General features: G+C 71.8%; 12 protein-coding genes and 3 tRNA genes. 6 read left to right on the top strand and 9 right to left on the bottom strand.

The window, feature by feature from the left end; translation table 11 throughout:
- Nucleotides 1-50 precede the first annotated feature (50 nt).
- The 5 genes from ACFVXG_RS43510 to crcB (ACFVXG_RS43490) all read right to left on the bottom strand — a co-directional run bounded on the left by ACFVXG_RS43510 (nt 51) and on the right by crcB (ACFVXG_RS43490) (nt 4496).
- A complete protein-coding gene (locus ACFVXG_RS43510) occupies nt 51-2243 on the bottom strand; it encodes a DEAD/DEAH box helicase (protein WP_387936051.1) in 2193 nt (730 codons plus the stop codon).
- A gap of 195 nt (nt 2244-2438) precedes the next feature.
- Nucleotides 2439-3080, bottom strand: a complete 642-nt coding sequence (locus ACFVXG_RS43505) for a hypothetical protein (protein ID WP_387936050.1) — start codon at nt 3078-3080, stop codon at nt 2439-2441.
- Nucleotides 3081-3256: 176 nt separating this feature from the next.
- Nucleotides 3257-3631: a fluoride efflux transporter CrcB gene (gene crcB / locus ACFVXG_RS43500; RefSeq protein WP_350507596.1), complete on the bottom strand. Its 375-nt coding sequence runs from the start codon at nt 3629-3631 to the stop codon at nt 3257-3259.
- Nucleotides 3628-4026 (bottom strand): DUF190 domain-containing protein, encoded by a 399-nt coding sequence (locus tag ACFVXG_RS43495; RefSeq protein WP_387936049.1) that lies wholly within the window; start codon nt 4024-4026, stop codon nt 3628-3630. Before ACFVXG_RS43495 ends, crcB (ACFVXG_RS43500) begins: the two co-directional genes overlap by 4 nt.
- On the bottom strand, nt 4023-4496 hold the full coding sequence (gene crcB / locus ACFVXG_RS43490; RefSeq protein WP_387936048.1) for a fluoride efflux transporter CrcB: 474 nt from the start codon (nt 4494-4496) through the stop codon (nt 4023-4025). Before crcB (ACFVXG_RS43490) ends, ACFVXG_RS43495 begins: the two co-directional genes overlap by 4 nt.
- A gap of 70 nt (nt 4497-4566) precedes the next feature.
- On the opposite strand from crcB (ACFVXG_RS43490), the gene ACFVXG_RS43485 reads away from it, so the two are divergent.
- The 4 genes from ACFVXG_RS43485 to ACFVXG_RS43470 all read left to right on the top strand — a co-directional run bounded on the left by ACFVXG_RS43485 (nt 4567) and on the right by ACFVXG_RS43470 (nt 5351).
- Entirely contained in the window at nt 4567-4908 is a 342-nt protein-coding gene (locus ACFVXG_RS43485) for a metallopeptidase family protein (protein WP_350507644.1), read from the top strand.
- Between the two features lie 140 nt (nt 4909-5048).
- Nucleotides 5049-5121: transfer RNA gene (locus ACFVXG_RS43480), tRNA-Glu, on the top strand.
- Between the two features lie 55 nt (nt 5122-5176).
- Nucleotides 5177-5250, top strand: a tRNA-Asp gene (locus ACFVXG_RS43475).
- Between the two features lie 27 nt (nt 5251-5277).
- Nucleotides 5278-5351 (top strand) — tRNA-Phe (locus ACFVXG_RS43470).
- A 148-nt stretch (nt 5352-5499) separates the two neighbouring features.
- On the opposite strand, the gene ACFVXG_RS43465 is transcribed toward ACFVXG_RS43470, so the two are convergent.
- From ACFVXG_RS43465 to ACFVXG_RS43450, 4 genes are all read right to left on the bottom strand, one after another.
- The gene (locus tag ACFVXG_RS43465; protein ID WP_387936047.1) at nt 5500-6303 is read right to left on the bottom strand and encodes a thioesterase II family protein; all 804 of its coding nucleotides are present in this window, start codon (nt 6301-6303) and stop codon (nt 5500-5502) included.
- Between the two features lie 160 nt (nt 6304-6463).
- Nucleotides 6464-7393 carry an alpha/beta hydrolase gene (locus ACFVXG_RS43460; protein WP_387936046.1) on the bottom strand — a complete coding sequence of 310 codons (930 nt, stop codon included), beginning with the start codon at nt 7391-7393 and terminating at the stop codon, nt 6464-6466.
- A gap of 90 nt (nt 7394-7483) precedes the next feature.
- A complete protein-coding gene (locus ACFVXG_RS43455; RefSeq protein ID WP_387936045.1) occupies nt 7484-8164 on the bottom strand; it encodes a response regulator in 681 nt (226 codons plus the stop codon).
- Complete coding sequence (locus ACFVXG_RS43450; protein ID WP_387936044.1) at nt 8157-9254, bottom strand: sensor histidine kinase; 1098 nt, start codon at nt 9252-9254, stop codon at nt 8157-8159. The genes ACFVXG_RS43455 and ACFVXG_RS43450 overlap by 8 nt, the downstream gene beginning before the upstream one ends.
- A 798-nt stretch (nt 9255-10052) precedes the next feature.
- Here ACFVXG_RS43450 and ACFVXG_RS43445 point away from each other — a divergent pair.
- Both ACFVXG_RS43445 and ACFVXG_RS43440 read left to right on the top strand, forming a co-directional pair.
- Complete coding sequence (locus tag ACFVXG_RS43445; protein ID WP_387936043.1) at nt 10053-11033, top strand: 3-oxoacyl-[acyl-carrier-protein] synthase III C-terminal domain-containing protein; 981 nt, start codon at nt 10053-10055, stop codon at nt 11031-11033.
- The coding region (locus ACFVXG_RS43440; RefSeq protein WP_387936042.1) for a type I polyketide synthase at nt 11026-14717 on the top strand (3692 nt) is incomplete at its 3' end. The genes ACFVXG_RS43445 and ACFVXG_RS43440, both read left to right, overlap by 8 nt.

Raw genomic sequence — 14717 nt, 5'->3', positions numbered from 1 at the left:
CAGCCGGCCGGCGGTCGATCACCGGCCGTGCCGCACGACCTCGGTCGAGGTCAGTTCTTCCAGCGCGGCTTGCGGTCGTCGCGGTTGAAGCCGCCACCGTTGAAGCCGCCGCGGTCGCGGTCGCCGAAGCCGCCGCGGTCACGGTTGAAGCCACCGCGGTCGGCCTGCGGACGGCCGCCGGAGCGGTGGTCGTCGCGGCGCGCGAACGGACGGCTGCTGCTGCCGCCGCGCTCGTCGCGGTCCCGGCCGAAGGACGGGCGGTCGCCGAAGGTGCGGGCCGGACGGTCGCCGAAGCCACCGGAGCGGCCACCGCGGTCGTCACGGTCACGGTTGAAGCCACCCGAACGCTCACGGTCGCCACCGAAGCCACCGGAACGGCCACCACGGTCGTCACGGTTGAAGCCACCGGAACGGCCACCGCGGTCGTCACGGTCACGGTTGAAGCCACCCGAGCGCTCACGGTCGCCACCGAAGCCACCGGAACGGCCACCACGGTCGTCACGGTTGAAGCCACCGGAGCGGCCACCGCGGTCGTCGCGGTCACGGTTGAAGCCACCGGAACGGCCACCGCGGTCGTCACGGTCACGGTCGCGGTCCCGACCGAAGGCCGGACGCTCGCTGCGGGCCTCGCGGTAGGCCGGGGTGCGCTCCTCCGCCTGCGGCGCGGCCGCGGCGGCCGGAGCCTCGGCGGCGGCCGGGGCGGCCTCCTCGCCGGTCTCCGGGGCGTCGGCCGGGGCCTCGTCCTCGATGCCCAGGTCGGCCCGCTCGCGCGCCGCACGGGCGGCCAGGCGGTCGGCCTCCTCGCGCAGCTCGGTGGCGCGGCGCTGCGCGCGCTCCAGCTGGCGGGTCATGTCGGCGAGCTCGCGCTCGGCGGCACCGGCGATGTTGGCGGCGCTCTCGGCCTGGACCTCGGTGAGCGAGCGGGCGCCGGTGATCTTGGCGACCTCGGCGTCGAAGGCGTGGTCCAGGATGTGGCGGCTGGCGTCGACGCCCGCGTCCTCCATCAGGCGGAAGACGCCGCGGCGCTGGTGCGGCAGCACCAGGGTGACGACGGCGCCGGAGCGGCCGGCCCGGGCGGTGCGGCCGGAGCGGTGCAGGTAGTCCTTGTGGTCGCCGGCCGGGTCCACGTTGAGGACCAGGTCGATGCCGTCGACGTGGATGCCGCGGGCGGCGACGTCGGTGGCGACGACGACGTTGACGTAGCCGTCCTTGAAGTCGCCGAGGACGCGGGTACGGGCGCCCTGGGTCATGCCGCCGTGCAGCGCGTCGGCCTTGACGCCGGCCTCGATCAGCTGCTCGGCGACGCGGTCGGCGCCCATCTGGGTGCGGACGAAGATGATCGTGCGGCCCTTGCGGGCGGCGATCGCGTTGGTGATCGGCGCCTTGTCCTTGGGCTTCACCACGAGGATGTGGTGGGTCATGGTGGTGACGGCGCCGGCCGACGGGTCGACCTCGTGGGTGACCGGGTTCTTCAGGTAGCGCTTCACCAGGGTGTCGATCTCGTTCTCCAGGGTGGCGGAGAACAGCAGGCGCTGGCCGCCGGCCGGCACCTGGTCGAGGATCTCGGTGACCTCGGGCAGGAAGCCCATGTCGGCCATCTGGTCGGCCTCGTCGAGCACGACGGTCTGGACGTCGGCCAGCTTGGCGGAACCGCGGTTCAGCAGGTCTCGCAGACGGCCGGGGGTGGCGACCAGGATGTCGACGCCGCGCTCCAGCGCGTAGATCTGGTTCGACATCGAGGTGCCGCCGCAGACGACCTTGAGCTTGAGGCCGAGCACCGAGCCGAAGGGCTCCAGGGCGTCGGCGACCTGCATGGCCAGCTCGCGGGTCGGGACCAGGATCAGGCCGCGCGGGTGCTTGGCGCGGGTGCGCTCGCCGTCGGCGAGGCGGGTCAGCAGCGGCAGGCCGAAGCTGAGGGTCTTGCCGGAGCCGGTGCGGCCGCGGCCCAGCACGTCCTTGCCGGCCAGGGCGTCCGGGATGGTCGCGGCCTGGATCGGGAACGGGGTGGTGACGCCGCGCTTGGCGAGGGCGCGCACGACGTCGTCGTGCAGGCCCAGGTCGCCGAAGGTGATGGTCGGCTCGGCGGCCTCGGCCGCCTCCTCGACGGCCTCGGCGGCGTCGGTGGTGTCGGTGACCTCGACGGCAGCCTCGGCGGCCTCGGCGATCAGTTCGGTGGTGTCGGTGACATCGGCGGCAGCCTCGTTCGCGGGCATGGCGAAGCGGGCGTCGTCAACGAGAGACATGCAAAACCTTCCGGAAGTGGCACGCGCCAAAGTCCGGGGTTCTGTTTCACAACCGCCTCTATGCGGTCAGCCACGGATCGCCGGAACGCGCCAAGGGCGCCAGATGGGAATAGGGCGCCAATCAAATGAATCAAACGAACGATCTACCACCATAGACGACCCTCGGGATCAGAGGCAAATGCCCTGGCCAGATCGCTAATGCGCACCCGCATGCGGGCTCGGGGCCGAAGATCCGGAGCTGCCGGCGGAGGGCTCCGGGCCCGGCGGGACGGTCGCGGCGGGCGTGGTGTGCTCGGGTTCGGGGGTGCCGGACGGGTGGCCGCTCGGGGTGGCCGACGGGGTCCCGGCCGAACCGCCGCCGGAGCGGCCCTCCCCGGTGCCGCCGGTGCCCGTGGAGCCGCCGGCCGAGGAGCCGCCCGGGTGGGGCGCGGGGCTGACGTTCGCGCCGCCCGACGCACCGCTGCCGCCCGGCGCGCCCTCGGGGGAACCCGCCCCCGGCACCGGGACCACACCGGCCACCGTGCCGTTCGCGCCGGGCGCGAGCTCGCCCGGCGCGGCGCTCGTCGCCCCGGTCGGCGCGTTCTCGGCCTGCAAGCCCCCCTGGTGCTCCGAGCGCCCCGACGCACCCCCCGGGTGCCCGGCACCCGGCGCGGTCGAGGGGCCGCCCGTCGCCCCCGGCCGACCCGCCGGACCGGCCTGCCCGACCGGCGCCACACCGTGCTTCTCCTCCGCCGCCGGACCGACCGACATGCACCCGGTCAGCCCCAGCCCGGCCACCGCCAGCACCGCCGCCGCCCGTACCACCGCGCCCGAACGCGCCGCCCGCACCGAAGCCACCGAGCTCCCTCTCCATCGCCCCACCCGGGCCGCCCACTGCCGCGCGGCCGCTTTCGGTGCCCAACGCGCGCCGGGCGCGGCGGGACACGGGTGGGTGGCGCAGTTCTCGGCGACCGCCCCCTCGGAAGCCCTCCTGGAGGCCGCCAGGAGGCCGTCCAGGGGCGCTGGGGGCCCGCTCAGCCCCAGAGCGCCGAGGCCAGCTCCGCCCCCGCGTACACCGCGCCCAGCCCCGCCGCCAGGCTCCCGGCCACGTTCGCCAGCGCGTACCGCCCCGCACCGGACTCGGCCAGCCGCAGCGTCTCGTACGAGAACGTCGAGTAGGTGGTGAGCGCCCCGCAGAAGCCCGTGCCGACCAGCAGCTGGACGTGCGAGGAGGCCGCCCCGGCCGCGACCGCGCCGGTCAGCAGGCCGAGCACCAGGCAGCCGACCACGTTCACCGTGAAGGTGCCCCACGGGAACACCGAGTCGTGCCGGGACTGCACCGCCCGGTCGGTCAGGTACCGCAGCGGAGCGCCGACCACCGCGCCCGCCACCACCAGCAGCCAGTTCACTCCGCGCTCTCCCCCGCCCCCGCGTCCGGACCCGCACCCGCACCCGCACCCGGCTCCGTACCCCGGCCCGCGTACCGGACGACCTCGCAGCGGTCCAGCAGCACCAGCCCCTCCGCGACCAACTCCTCCAGCTGCGGCAGGAACCCCCGCACCCGCTCCTCCCGGTCCACGATCACCACCGCCACCGGCAGGTCCTCGCTCAGCGACAGCAGCCGCGCCGTGTGCACCAGCGAGGAGGCGCCGAAGCCCTCGATCCCCCGGAACACGCTCGCCCCGGCCAGCCCGGCGGCCCGCGCCCGGTGCACGATCTCGCTGTACAGCGGCCGGTGGTGCCAGGTGTCGCTCTCGCCCACCAGGACGGTCAGCCGCAGCGCCGGCCCGCTCAGCCGGCTCACCGGGCACCCCCGCGGTGGATCAGCCGCCGGGTCAGCACCGCCGCCGCCCACACCGCGCCGAGCGCGCCCAGCAGGGTCAGCCCCAGGTACGCCAGCCCGGGCCCGAGCCGCCCGGCCTCCAGCAGCCGGCGGACGTCCACCGCGTACGTCGAGAAGGTGGTGAACCCGCCCAGCACCCCGGTGCCGAAGAACGGCCGCAGCAGCGGGTTCGCCGGACGCCCCTCGGTGACCACCACCAGGAACACCCCGATCACCGCGCAGCCGACCACGTTGATCAGCAGCGTCGTCCACGGGAAGGCCGACGGCCCGGTCTCCCAGCCCAGCCCGGCCGCGTACCGCGCCAGCGCCCCGATCGCCCCGCCCGCCGCGACCACCGCCACGGCGGGCCCCTGCCCGCGCAGCACCGGGGGGCGCGGCGGCTGCGGTGCCGCAGTCACGGTGTCGTCCAACGCGTTCTCCGAGGTCGTCACGGGCCCATCAAACACCGCCGTCCGCCGCCTGGCACACCGTCACCCCAGACCCGACAATGATCCGGTGGAGATGACCCGGGAAGAGTTCGAGACGCTGGTCAGCGACGCCCTGGACCGGATCCCCCCGAAGCTCGCGGCGATGATGGACAACGTCGCGGTCTTCGTCGAGGACGAACCCGAACCGGGCGACCCCGAACTCCTCGGCCTCTACGAGGGCACCCCGCTCACCGAGCGCGGCGAGTGGTACGCCGGCGTCCTGCCCGACCGCATCCTGATCTACCGCGGCCCCACCCTGCGGCACTGCGAGACCCGCGAGCAGGTGGTCGACGAGGTCCGCACCACCGTCATCCACGAGGTCGCCCACCACTTCGGCTTCGACGACCACGAGCTGGACGAGCTCGGCTGGTCCTGACCCCGCCGCCGGAGGCCCCCACCAACCCCTCCGGACACCCCCACCCCCACCCGGCCCAAACCCGTTTTGGCGATCCGCCCCACATCCCATATGCTTCTCGACGTCCCCGGGAACGCTGGAAACAGCCGAACGGACCACAAGCCCTCATCGTCTAGTGGCCCAGGACGCCGCCCTTTCAAGGCGGTAGCACGGGTTCGAATCCCGTTGGGGGCACGCAGTACCGTAGTAAAGTGCAGTGCCGCAAGACCTTGGTGGTTCGCCACCACAAGGTCCCGTGGAGCAGTTGGTTAGCTCGCCACCCTGTCAAGGTGGAGGTCGCGGGTTCAAGTCCCGTCGGGATCGCTCGTCTCGCAAGAGACGGTGCAGTACGGCCAGGTAGCTCAGTTGGTACGAGCGTCCGCCTGAAAAGCGGAAGGTCGCCGGTTCGACCCCGGCCCTGGCCACAACCGCCTGAAATGGCACGATGCCCCCGAAGCAGCTCGCTTCGGGGGCATTTTCATGCCGGTTGACGCCGGCGCCGGCGGCTCCGGACCGAGGCGAACCCGGGCAGCCCAGCTGGGCCGCCCGCAGACCGCTACCGCGTGATGCCGGTCACAGCCCTTCACCTTCGACCGTGCTTCCAGGCGCTCGGCGCGCCTGATGGGGCGCGAGCCCTTGCTCGGTCGTGATCAGGGTTGTGATCGCCGGGAGTTGGTCGCTGAGGAAGAAGTGTCCGCCGGGGAAGGCCGCGAAGCGCGTTCCGGCGGTGGTGTGCCTGCTCCAGGCGGCGGCGCCGGCCTGGCTGACGCGGGAGTCGTCGTTGCCGGTCAGCACGGTGATGGGGCAGTTGAGGACAGCGCCAGGGGCGCACCGGTACGTCTCGATCGCCTTGTAGTCGCTGCGGATGGCCGGCAGGGCGCCCCTGAGCAGTTCGTCGTCGACGAGCAGCCGCTGGTCGGTGCCGCCGAGCGCGGCCATCTCCTTCAGCAGCGCGTCGTCACCGAGCCGGTGGACCGCGTCGGCGTTGAGGACGGAGGGGGCGCTACGGCCGGAGGCGAAGAGGTGGGCGACCGCAATGTCCTCGCGCTGGAATCGCAAAGCCACTTCAAAGGCGAGAATCGCGCCCATGCTGTGGCCGAAGAAGTGCAGCGGAAGGTCGGTCCAGCCGGCGAGCGCCTCGGCGATCGTGTCGGCATACCGGGGAATGCTGTCGATGAGCGGGTCCGCACGCCGGTCCTGACGGCCCGGATACTGTACGGCCACGACGTCGACGGCACCCGACAGGGCGAGTGCGAGCGGGCGGAAGAAAGTGGCCGATCCGCCCGCGTGCGGAAAGCACACCAGCCGGCGGGCCGCCCCGGGGGTGGGCTGGTACCGCCGAATCCATGCGCTTTCCTCGTGTCCGCCGTCCGACATGGCCCTGCCTTCCGTGATGGGTCAAGGGGAAGTGGGCCATGTCTGCGGAGGCCGTCTCCGTCGTGGCCTCTTGAAAGCTATCCGCACCCGCGCTGGACGGTAAGGCCGATTAGGGGCACTGACGGCTACCCCTTTCGGGGAGTGGACATGTCACTTCGGTTCAGCGGCGCAGCGCGCCGTGCAGCGCGGCCATCCAGTGCTCCGTCGTACGCCGGGCCAATGCGCTGTCCGGCGCGTACCCCTCGAAGAGGTGGAATGCGCCCGGCACGAGGTGGAGTTCGGTGCTGACACCGGCCTCGACGAGTCGGCGCGCGTAGTCGATGCCCTCGTCCCGCAAGGGGTCGTTCTCGGCCACCATGACGTAGGCGGAGGGGAGCCCCGACAGGTCGTCGGCACGGGAGGGCACCGCGTACGGAGCGGTCGGGTCTGCCGGGCCGAGGTAGGTCTGCCACATGGTCAGGGCGGTGGGCCGGTTGAGCACACGGTGGTCGGTAACGCTGTGAGCGGAGGGCGTGTCGCAGCGGTCGTCCAGTACGGGGATGAGCAGGAGCTGGTGGATCAGAGGTGGGCCGCCCCGGTCGCGGGCCATCAGGGCCACTGCGGCGGCGAGGCAACCGCCTGCGGAGCGCCCGCTGACCGCCAGCCGGTCGGGGTCCACGCCGAGGTCGGCCGCATGGGCCTGGAGCCAGCCGAGCGCGGCGTAGCAGTCGGTGAGTCCGGCGGGGTACGGGTGTTCGGGCGCCAGCCGGTAGCCGACCGAGACCACCACCGCGCCGCCTCCGAGGCAGATCTCGCGGCAGTTGCCGTCGGCGGTGTCGAGGTCTCCGGTGATGAAGGCGCCGCCGTGGCAGTAGAGCACCCCGGGCAGCGGCGCGCCGCCCTCCCCGGTCGGGGTGTAGACGCGCAGCTCTATCCGGTTGCCGTCAGGGCCGGTGAACGAATACCCGCTGATCTCGATCCTCGGGTCGGCGAGCGCGGGAGCGGCGGCCAGCAGCCTCCGGGTGGCGGCGCGGGTGCCGTCGACGTCGCTGAACCAGTCGAGTGTCGGAAGGGTGGCAAGCACGGGGGCGAGGGCGGGGTCGATATTCACAGAATTCCTCGGTGGCCTACGATGTCTTTTCAGGGTGCGATATGCGCGGAAGGAGCAGCGATGCGGGGCGGGGGCACTGGGTTCTCGCGCTCAGACGGCTGCGTTGTTTGCGTGCCATGATGATTGCGATGTGTCGGCGTGGATAGCCGAGGCGGCAATCGCTTTGTTCACCGCGTCGATCCGGGAAACCGCGCCGAGTTTCTCGAATATATTTCGCATGTGGCGTTTCACCGTGCCTTCGGCGATTCCCATCGAGGCCGCCGTCTGTCTATTGCTGCGGGCGGCGGCGACATGGTTGAGCACCTCGATCTCGCGGTTGGACAGCGCACCCGGCCCGGTCGGCTTCTGCCGGGAGACCTTGAGGCTCTTCCGGGAGACCGACATCGTCACCTGCTGATCGGCGGAGCGGGCGGCGCGGATCGCGGAGATCAGGGTCGCGCGGGTCGCGCTCTTGTGGAGGAAGCCGCTGATGCCCAGTTCGAGGAACTCCTGGACCAGGCCGGGGGAGTCGTGCATGGTCAGGATGACCGTGCTCGTGTCCGGGCAGCGGTCGCGCAGCTGCATCACGGTGGTCAGGGTTTTCTGCCCCGGCATCTCGACGTCCAGCAGGGCGATGTCGGGCTGATGCTGCACCGCCAGCTCCACCGCGGACTGGCCGTCTCCGGCCTCCGCCACGATCTCGAGGTCGGGTTCGCTGCGCAGGGAGTCGCACAGGGCTTGGCGCAGTATCGTGTGGTCGTCGGCGACGAGTATGCGGATCCGGTCAGACATGTTCTGCGACTCCGATCGGTATCCACAGGTCGACCCGGGTACCGGTCGGCACGGTGTCCTTGATGGCGAGCCGGCCGTTGAGTTGCGCAACGCGCTCGGACATGGAGAGCAGGCCGTGGCCCCTGCGGCCGGATACGGCCCGGTGCAGGTCGAGCCCGATGCCGTTGTCCTCGACCAGGACGTTCACCTCGCTCTCGGTGAACTCGACCCGCACATCGATCCGGCTGGCCATGGAATGCGCGAGAGCGTTGAGCAGGCACTCACGCAGCACGAGGAAGAGTTCGGTGAGCGTCCGGTGGCCGGCGGGTGCGCCGTCCCCGATGACGTCGATCGTCACCGCGCTCGTCCTTGACACCTGCATCGACTCCACGAACGCCGCAAGAGCGCTGCGCAGGTCCAGGTCCGAGGAGTCCTCGCGGAGCCAGGTGATGAGTTCGCGCAGTTCCAGCAGGGTGCTGACGAGCGTGTCACGCACGGCCAGCACGCGCTTCTGCTCGGCCTCGGTCCGGTCGGCGACCGACAGGGCGTAGAGCTCCAGCTGGCGCATCGCCAGACTCACGCTGCTGCCCACTCGGTCGTGCACGTCACGCGCGAGCTCCCGGCGGTGGGCGTTGCTCGCGTTGTGCATCGCGGTCAGCAAGGCCGCCTCGCGGTCACCTGCGATGACCTGCCAGCGTGCGTTGACGCTGCGATGGAGCGTGAGGAGTGCTTCGGCGAGCAGGGCGGGACCCTGAGGTTCGGCAACCACGACCTCCTGCAGCGCAGTTGCCACCGTCTCGAAGAGCACGACGGACGCCTGCGCCAGCGCGGCCTGGTCGGCGTGGAGCGTGGGGTGCGGATCGGCGGCGGCCCGGGCCAGGCGGGCCGCCGTCTCCGAGGTGACGGCCTGCCCCAGCCGCAGGGTCAGCGCACAGTCGGCGATGACCCCGTCGGCCTGGACGGCGATGCGGTCCCGACTCGCGGGACTCGCCATCAGCGTGCTCTGCTGCTGCGCCAGCCGCGCGCAGAATCGGTTGACCAGGTCCGGGGAGCGGCCCAGGAGGGCATGCCCCGACGGGTTTTCTTTGCTCAGATTTTTCTTGAAGGCCACAAGTAATCCCCCGATTCGGTGGGCTCCCAAGGATCTACCAGGGCCTCGACTCCGAACGGGCACCCGGCGCAACGCCCGGGTGCGCCGCTCGACTTCACAGGCCTGGAAACGGGATGATACATCGGTCAATGCGAACTGCGCAGACCAATTCCGCTTCCCGGCGGCCTGTGGCTTCGGCTATGACGACGAGTCAGTCTAATTCCACGCGCCGGTTCGCGGGTTGGCTGATGGTGCGTCAATGACGTGACACGGATCACGTTCTGGCCCGAGAGGTGGGGCGGTGGGGGCAGCGGCTACCACGAAAACCTCCCCCGTGCATTTCGGGCTTTTCAACTTCCATTTCCAGATGGCCCATTGATGCCGATCTGTGCAGTTCGAACTCATGGCTTTTCGCTGCGGGCGCGGCTGGTAAGCGTGATCCCCGGTACCGCCGCACGCACCTGTGTGCCGGCGTCCGAGGTGCGGGGCGTCCGGTGCACCCGCCCCGTGACCAGGGTGCTGAGCTGGTCCGACAGCCTCTACGGCGACGCCGGAACGGGTACCGATGAGGGTCATGAGGCACATCGGTATCACTAAAGGAGCACACGGGCGGTTGCGCCTTAAGTGACCTACTTCCCAACGCTTCGAGCTAACTAACGTGGGCCTCCGCGTGGCAGGTCAGCGGGTCGGGGAGGCCTGACCCCCACGCCGGACTTTCACATTCGAAGCACGTGGCAGTAGGGGGATTCCAGGATGAGGCTGGGCGGCGCTCTGAGCATCAAGGCGGCCTCGACATGGCTACCGGAGGACCGGGAAACCGTGGACGCGGTGATCGCGGACGGGCGACTGGAACCCGAGCACCGGCACCGCGTCGGCGTCACCGAACTCCCGGTCTCCACCGAACTTTCCGGCCCTCAGCTTGCGGCGCGGGCCGCCCAGCGGGCGCTGCGTGCCGCCGACTGGGACACCGACCGCGTCGGCCTGCTGGCCCACGCCTGGATCTACCACCAGGGCCACGACTTCTGGGCTCCCGCCCACTACGTCGCCGACCAGGCGGGTGTCAGCAAGGCGCTGCCCTTCGGCCTCCAGCACATGTCCAACGGCGGTGCGCTCGGCGTCCAGCTCGCCGCGACCCGGCTGGTCGCGGACCCGGCGATGGACTCGGTCCTGGTCACCACGGGCGACCGCTTCTCCCTGCCCGGCTTCGACCGTTGGGCCGGCGACTACGACGTCGTCTACGGCGATGCCGGCACCGCCCTCCTGCTCGGCCGCACCGACGGCCACGGCGACCTGCTGCACATGCTCTCCTTCTCCACCGCTGCGGCCGCCGAGACCGAGCTCTTCTTCCGAGGCCGCGACGGCTTCAGCGACGCGGCCCTCGACCACAGCCGCCCCATCGACGTACGCCGCCCGAAGAAGGCGTACCTGGAGATGGGCGGCATGGAGCAGCTCAAGTCGCTCGGCCTGGCCAAGGTGCGGCACATCCTGCTTGAGTGCCTGGAGTTCGCCGGTATCGAGCCGGGCGACCCACGGATCCGCTGCATCGCGCTGCCCCGCGCCGGCGACTCCGTCTACAACCTCATGTACCTGCCCGTCATCGAGGACGTGATCAAGGCCGAGCCACTGTTCCTCGGCCGGAAGACCGGCCACCTCGGCGCCGGCGACTTCATCGCCAACCTCAGCGACATCATCGCCTCGGGCATCCTCCAGCCCGGCGAGATCGCCCTCGTGATCGGCGGCGGTGCGGGCTACACCTGGTCCTGCGCCGCCTTCCAGGCTCCGGAGAAGACCCATGGCTGAGTCCGCACAGACCCCCCGCTCGCAGGGCACTCCGGCCATCGCGGTCATCGGCATCGCCTGTCGGCTGCCGGGAGCGCCGGACCCGCAGGCGTTCTGGAAGCTCCTCGACAGCGGCCAGGACGCGATCACCGAGGCGCCCGCCGACCGCTGGAACCCCGACACGCCCATCGCGGCCCGCTTCGGCGGCTTCCTCGACCAGGTGGACCGCTTCGACGCGGGCTTCTTCGGAGTCTCGCCCCGCGAGGCAACCGTGATGGACCCGCAGCAGCGCCTGATGCTCGAACTCGGCTGGGAGGCGCTGGAGGACGCCCGGATCGTTCCCGCCGACCTGCGCGGCAGCAGGACCGGCGTCTTCGTCGGCGCGATCGCCGACGACTACGCCCGCCTGATGCACGCGGCCGGCGTCGACGGCATCACCGCGCACACCGTCACCGGTACCCACCGCGGCATCATCGCCAACCGCGTCTCGTACGTCCTCGACCTGCACGGGCCGAGCATGACCGTCGACACGGCGCAGTCCTCCGGGCTCGTCGCGGTCCGGATGGCATGCGAGAGCCTGGCCCGTGGCGACTCGACGCTCGCCCTGGCCGGCGGGGTCAGCCTCAACATCCTCGCCGAGACCACCCTCAGCACGGAGAGGTTCGGCGGTCTGTCGCCCGACGGCCGCTGCTACACCTTCGACGAGCGCGCCAACGGCTACGTGCGCGGCGAGGGCGGTGCCGCCCTGCTGCTCAAGCCGTACGAGCAGGCCCTCGCCGACGGCGACCGCATCCACTGGCTCATCATGGGTGGCGCGGTCAACAGCGACGGTGCCACCGACGGCCTCACCGTGCCCAGCGGACGGGCCCAGGAAGAAGTGATCCGGCGCGCCTACGACGACGCGGGCATCGACCCGGCCCGGGTGCAGTACGTCGAACTGCACGGCACCGGCACCCGGGTCGGCGACCCCACCGAGGCCGCCGCGCTGGGTGCCGCGCTCGGCACCGGCCGTGCCGTCGACGCGCCGCTGCTCGTCGGCTCGGCGAAGACCAACATCGGCCACCTCGAAGGCGCGGCCGGCATCGTCGGCCTGCTGAAGGCCGGACTGAGCATCGCCCACCGGAGGATTCCGGCGAGCCTCAACTACGAACAGCCCAACCCCGAGATCCCGCTGGACGATCTGCGCCTGCGTGTGCGGAGCGAGTCGGGCCCGTGGCCGCACCCGGACCGCCAACTGGTCGCCGGGGTCAGCTCCTTCGGGATGGGCGGTACGAACGGGCACCTCGTGCTCGCCTCGCCGCCCGACCGGGTGGAGGGGGCGGGGCTCCCCGCGACCGACCGTGACGGGCACGCGCAGCCGGCGCCCTCCGGGCAGCCGTCGGCGGACGAAGCGCACGTGCCCTGGCTGCTGTCCGGGAAGACCGAGACCGCGATGCGCGCCCAGGCCGGGCGGCTGCTCGCATCGCTGAGTGCCGACGCGCCGCGGCGCCCCGCCGACGTCGCTCTCTCACTCGCCACCACGCGCACCCACTTCGCCCACCGCGCCGCCGTCGTGGCCGGCGACCTCGACGCCCTCACCGCCGGGCTGGAGTCGCTGGCGCTGGGCAAGCGCTCCGCCTGCGTGGTCACCGGTCGCGGCGCCGAGGACGGTGCACTCGCCTTCCTCTTCACCGGCCAGGGCAGCCAGCGCCTGGGGATGGGCCGGCAGCTGTACGAGACCCATCAGGTCTTCGCCGACGCCTTCGACGAGGTGTGTGCCGAGCTCGACGACCGCATCGGCCGCTCGCTGCGCGCGATCATCTGGGCGGAGGACGGCGAGGGCGGTACCGGTGACGCCGCCGCCGACCGCGCGTCGCTCGACGAGACCCGGTACACCCAGCCCGCGCTGTTCGCGATCGAGGTCGCCCTCTTCCGGCTGATCACCTCGTGGGGGGTGCGCCCCGACTACCTCGCCGGACACTCCATCGGTGAGGTCGCCGCCGCCCACGTGGCCGGTGTCCTCTCGCTCGCCGATGCCGCGACGCTGATCGCCGCGCGCGGTCGACTGATGCAGGCCCTGCCGACCGGCGGCGCGATGATCGCGCTCCAGGCCTCCGAGGCCGAGGTGGGCCCGCTCCTGCGCGGCTCGGAGCACACCGTCGGCCTCGCCGCCATCAACTCGCCGGGCTCCACGGTGATCTCCGGTGCCGAGCAGGACCTGCTGTCGATCGCCGAACACTTCCGCCGGATGGGCCGCAAGACCCGGCAGCTGACGGTCAGCCACGCCTTCCACTCACCGCTGATGGCCCCGATGCTCGCCGAGTTCCAGGCCGTCGCCGAGACCCTGACCTACCACGAGCCGGCCGTCCCGCTGGTCTCCACCGTCACCGGAGAACCGGCCGACGCGGGCGAACTGCAGTCCGCGGCCTACTGGGTCCGGCATGTCGCCCAGCCGGTCCGCTTCGCCGGCGCCCTGAACGCCCTGAACGCCGCGGGCGTGCGGACCTTCCTGGAGGTCGGACCGGGCGGAGTGCTCACCGCCATGGGCCAGGAGTGCCTGGACGAGCCCGGCACCGTCTTCCTGCCCGGCATGCGGGAGGGCGCCGAGGGACACGCGGTCATGGCCGCGCTCGCGGGGCTGCACGTCAACGGGACCGAGGTCGACTGGCGGGCGGTGATCGACGCCGACGCGACCACCCTCGACCTGCCCACCTATGCGTTCCAGCGCCGCCGCTACTGGTCCGAGCACACCCCGCGCCCCACCACGGCGGTCACCGCCGGACCGGTCGGCCTCGCCACGGACGGCGCTGAGGACGAGGAGACGGCGCAGGCTGACGCCGAGCCGGCCCGCCGGACCTCGCTCGGCACGCGGGAACTCACCCGCGAACTCACCAACCTGGTACGGAACACGGTCGGCACCGTCCTCGGCCACGCCTCCGGTGACGACGTCGTCCTCACCCACACCTTCAAGGAACTGGGCTTCGACTCGCTGCTCGCCGTCGAGCTGCGCAACATCCTCAACGAGGAGCTCGACCTCCGGCTGCCCGCCGCGCTGCTCTTCAACCACCCGACGCCCGCGGTCCTGGTCGACCACCTCGTCGGCGAGCTTTCCGGCACCTCGGCCGACAGCGGCGCCCACCCGGCCACTGCCCTCCGTGATGACGAGCCGATCGCCGTCGTCGCCATGTCCTGCCGCTATCCGGACCGGATCACCTCCCCCGAAGAGCTGTGGCAGGTCGTCGCCGAAGGCATCGACACCATCGGCGACTTCCCCGCCGACCGGGGCTGGGACCTCGACGCCCTCCTCGGCACCGCCCCGTCACAGCCGGGCCTGTCGAGCACCAGGCACGGCGGATTCCTCGACACGGCCACCGAGTTCGACGCGAACTTCTTCGGCATCAACCCCCGCGAGGCCGCGGCGATGGACCCCCAGCAGCGGCTCCTCCTGGAGGCCGCCTGGGAGGTGTTCGAGAGCGCGGGCATCGACCCCGCATCCGTGCGCGGCAAGCGGGTCGGTACCTTCATCGGCGCCACCGCGATGGACTACGGCCCGCGCCTGCACGAGACCGCGGACGGCTCCGAGGGCTACCTGCTCACCGGCGGCACCACGAGTGTCGCGTCGGGTCGGCTGGCGTATTCGTTCGGTCTTGAGGGGCCGGCGCTGACGGTGGACACGGCGTGTTCGTCGTCGCTGGTCGCGCTGCACCTCGCGGTGCAGTCGCTGCG

Source organism: Kitasatospora sp. NPDC058162, from assembly GCF_042884005.1.
Classification (GTDB): Bacteria; Actinomycetota; Actinomycetes; order Streptomycetales; family Streptomycetaceae; genus Kitasatospora.
This window is presented reverse-complemented; position numbering and strand designations above follow the sequence as displayed.

Bases quoted from the DNA above. Each gene is read 5' to 3' on its own strand.
- ACFVXG_RS43510 (WP_387936051.1), bottom strand. From the start codon at position 2,243: ATGTCTCTCGTTGACGACGCCCGCTTCGCCATGCCCGCGAACGAGGCT.
- ACFVXG_RS43485 (WP_350507644.1), top strand. From the start codon at position 4,567: ATGACCCGGGAAGAGTTCGAGACGCTGGTCAGCGACGCCCTGGACCGG.
- ACFVXG_RS43465 (WP_387936047.1), bottom strand. From the start codon at position 6,303: ATGTCGGACGGCGGACACGAGGAAAGCGCATGGATTCGGCGGTACCAG.
- ACFVXG_RS43455 (WP_387936045.1), bottom strand. From the start codon at position 8,164: ATGTCTGACCGGATCCGCATACTCGTCGCCGACGACCACACGATACTG.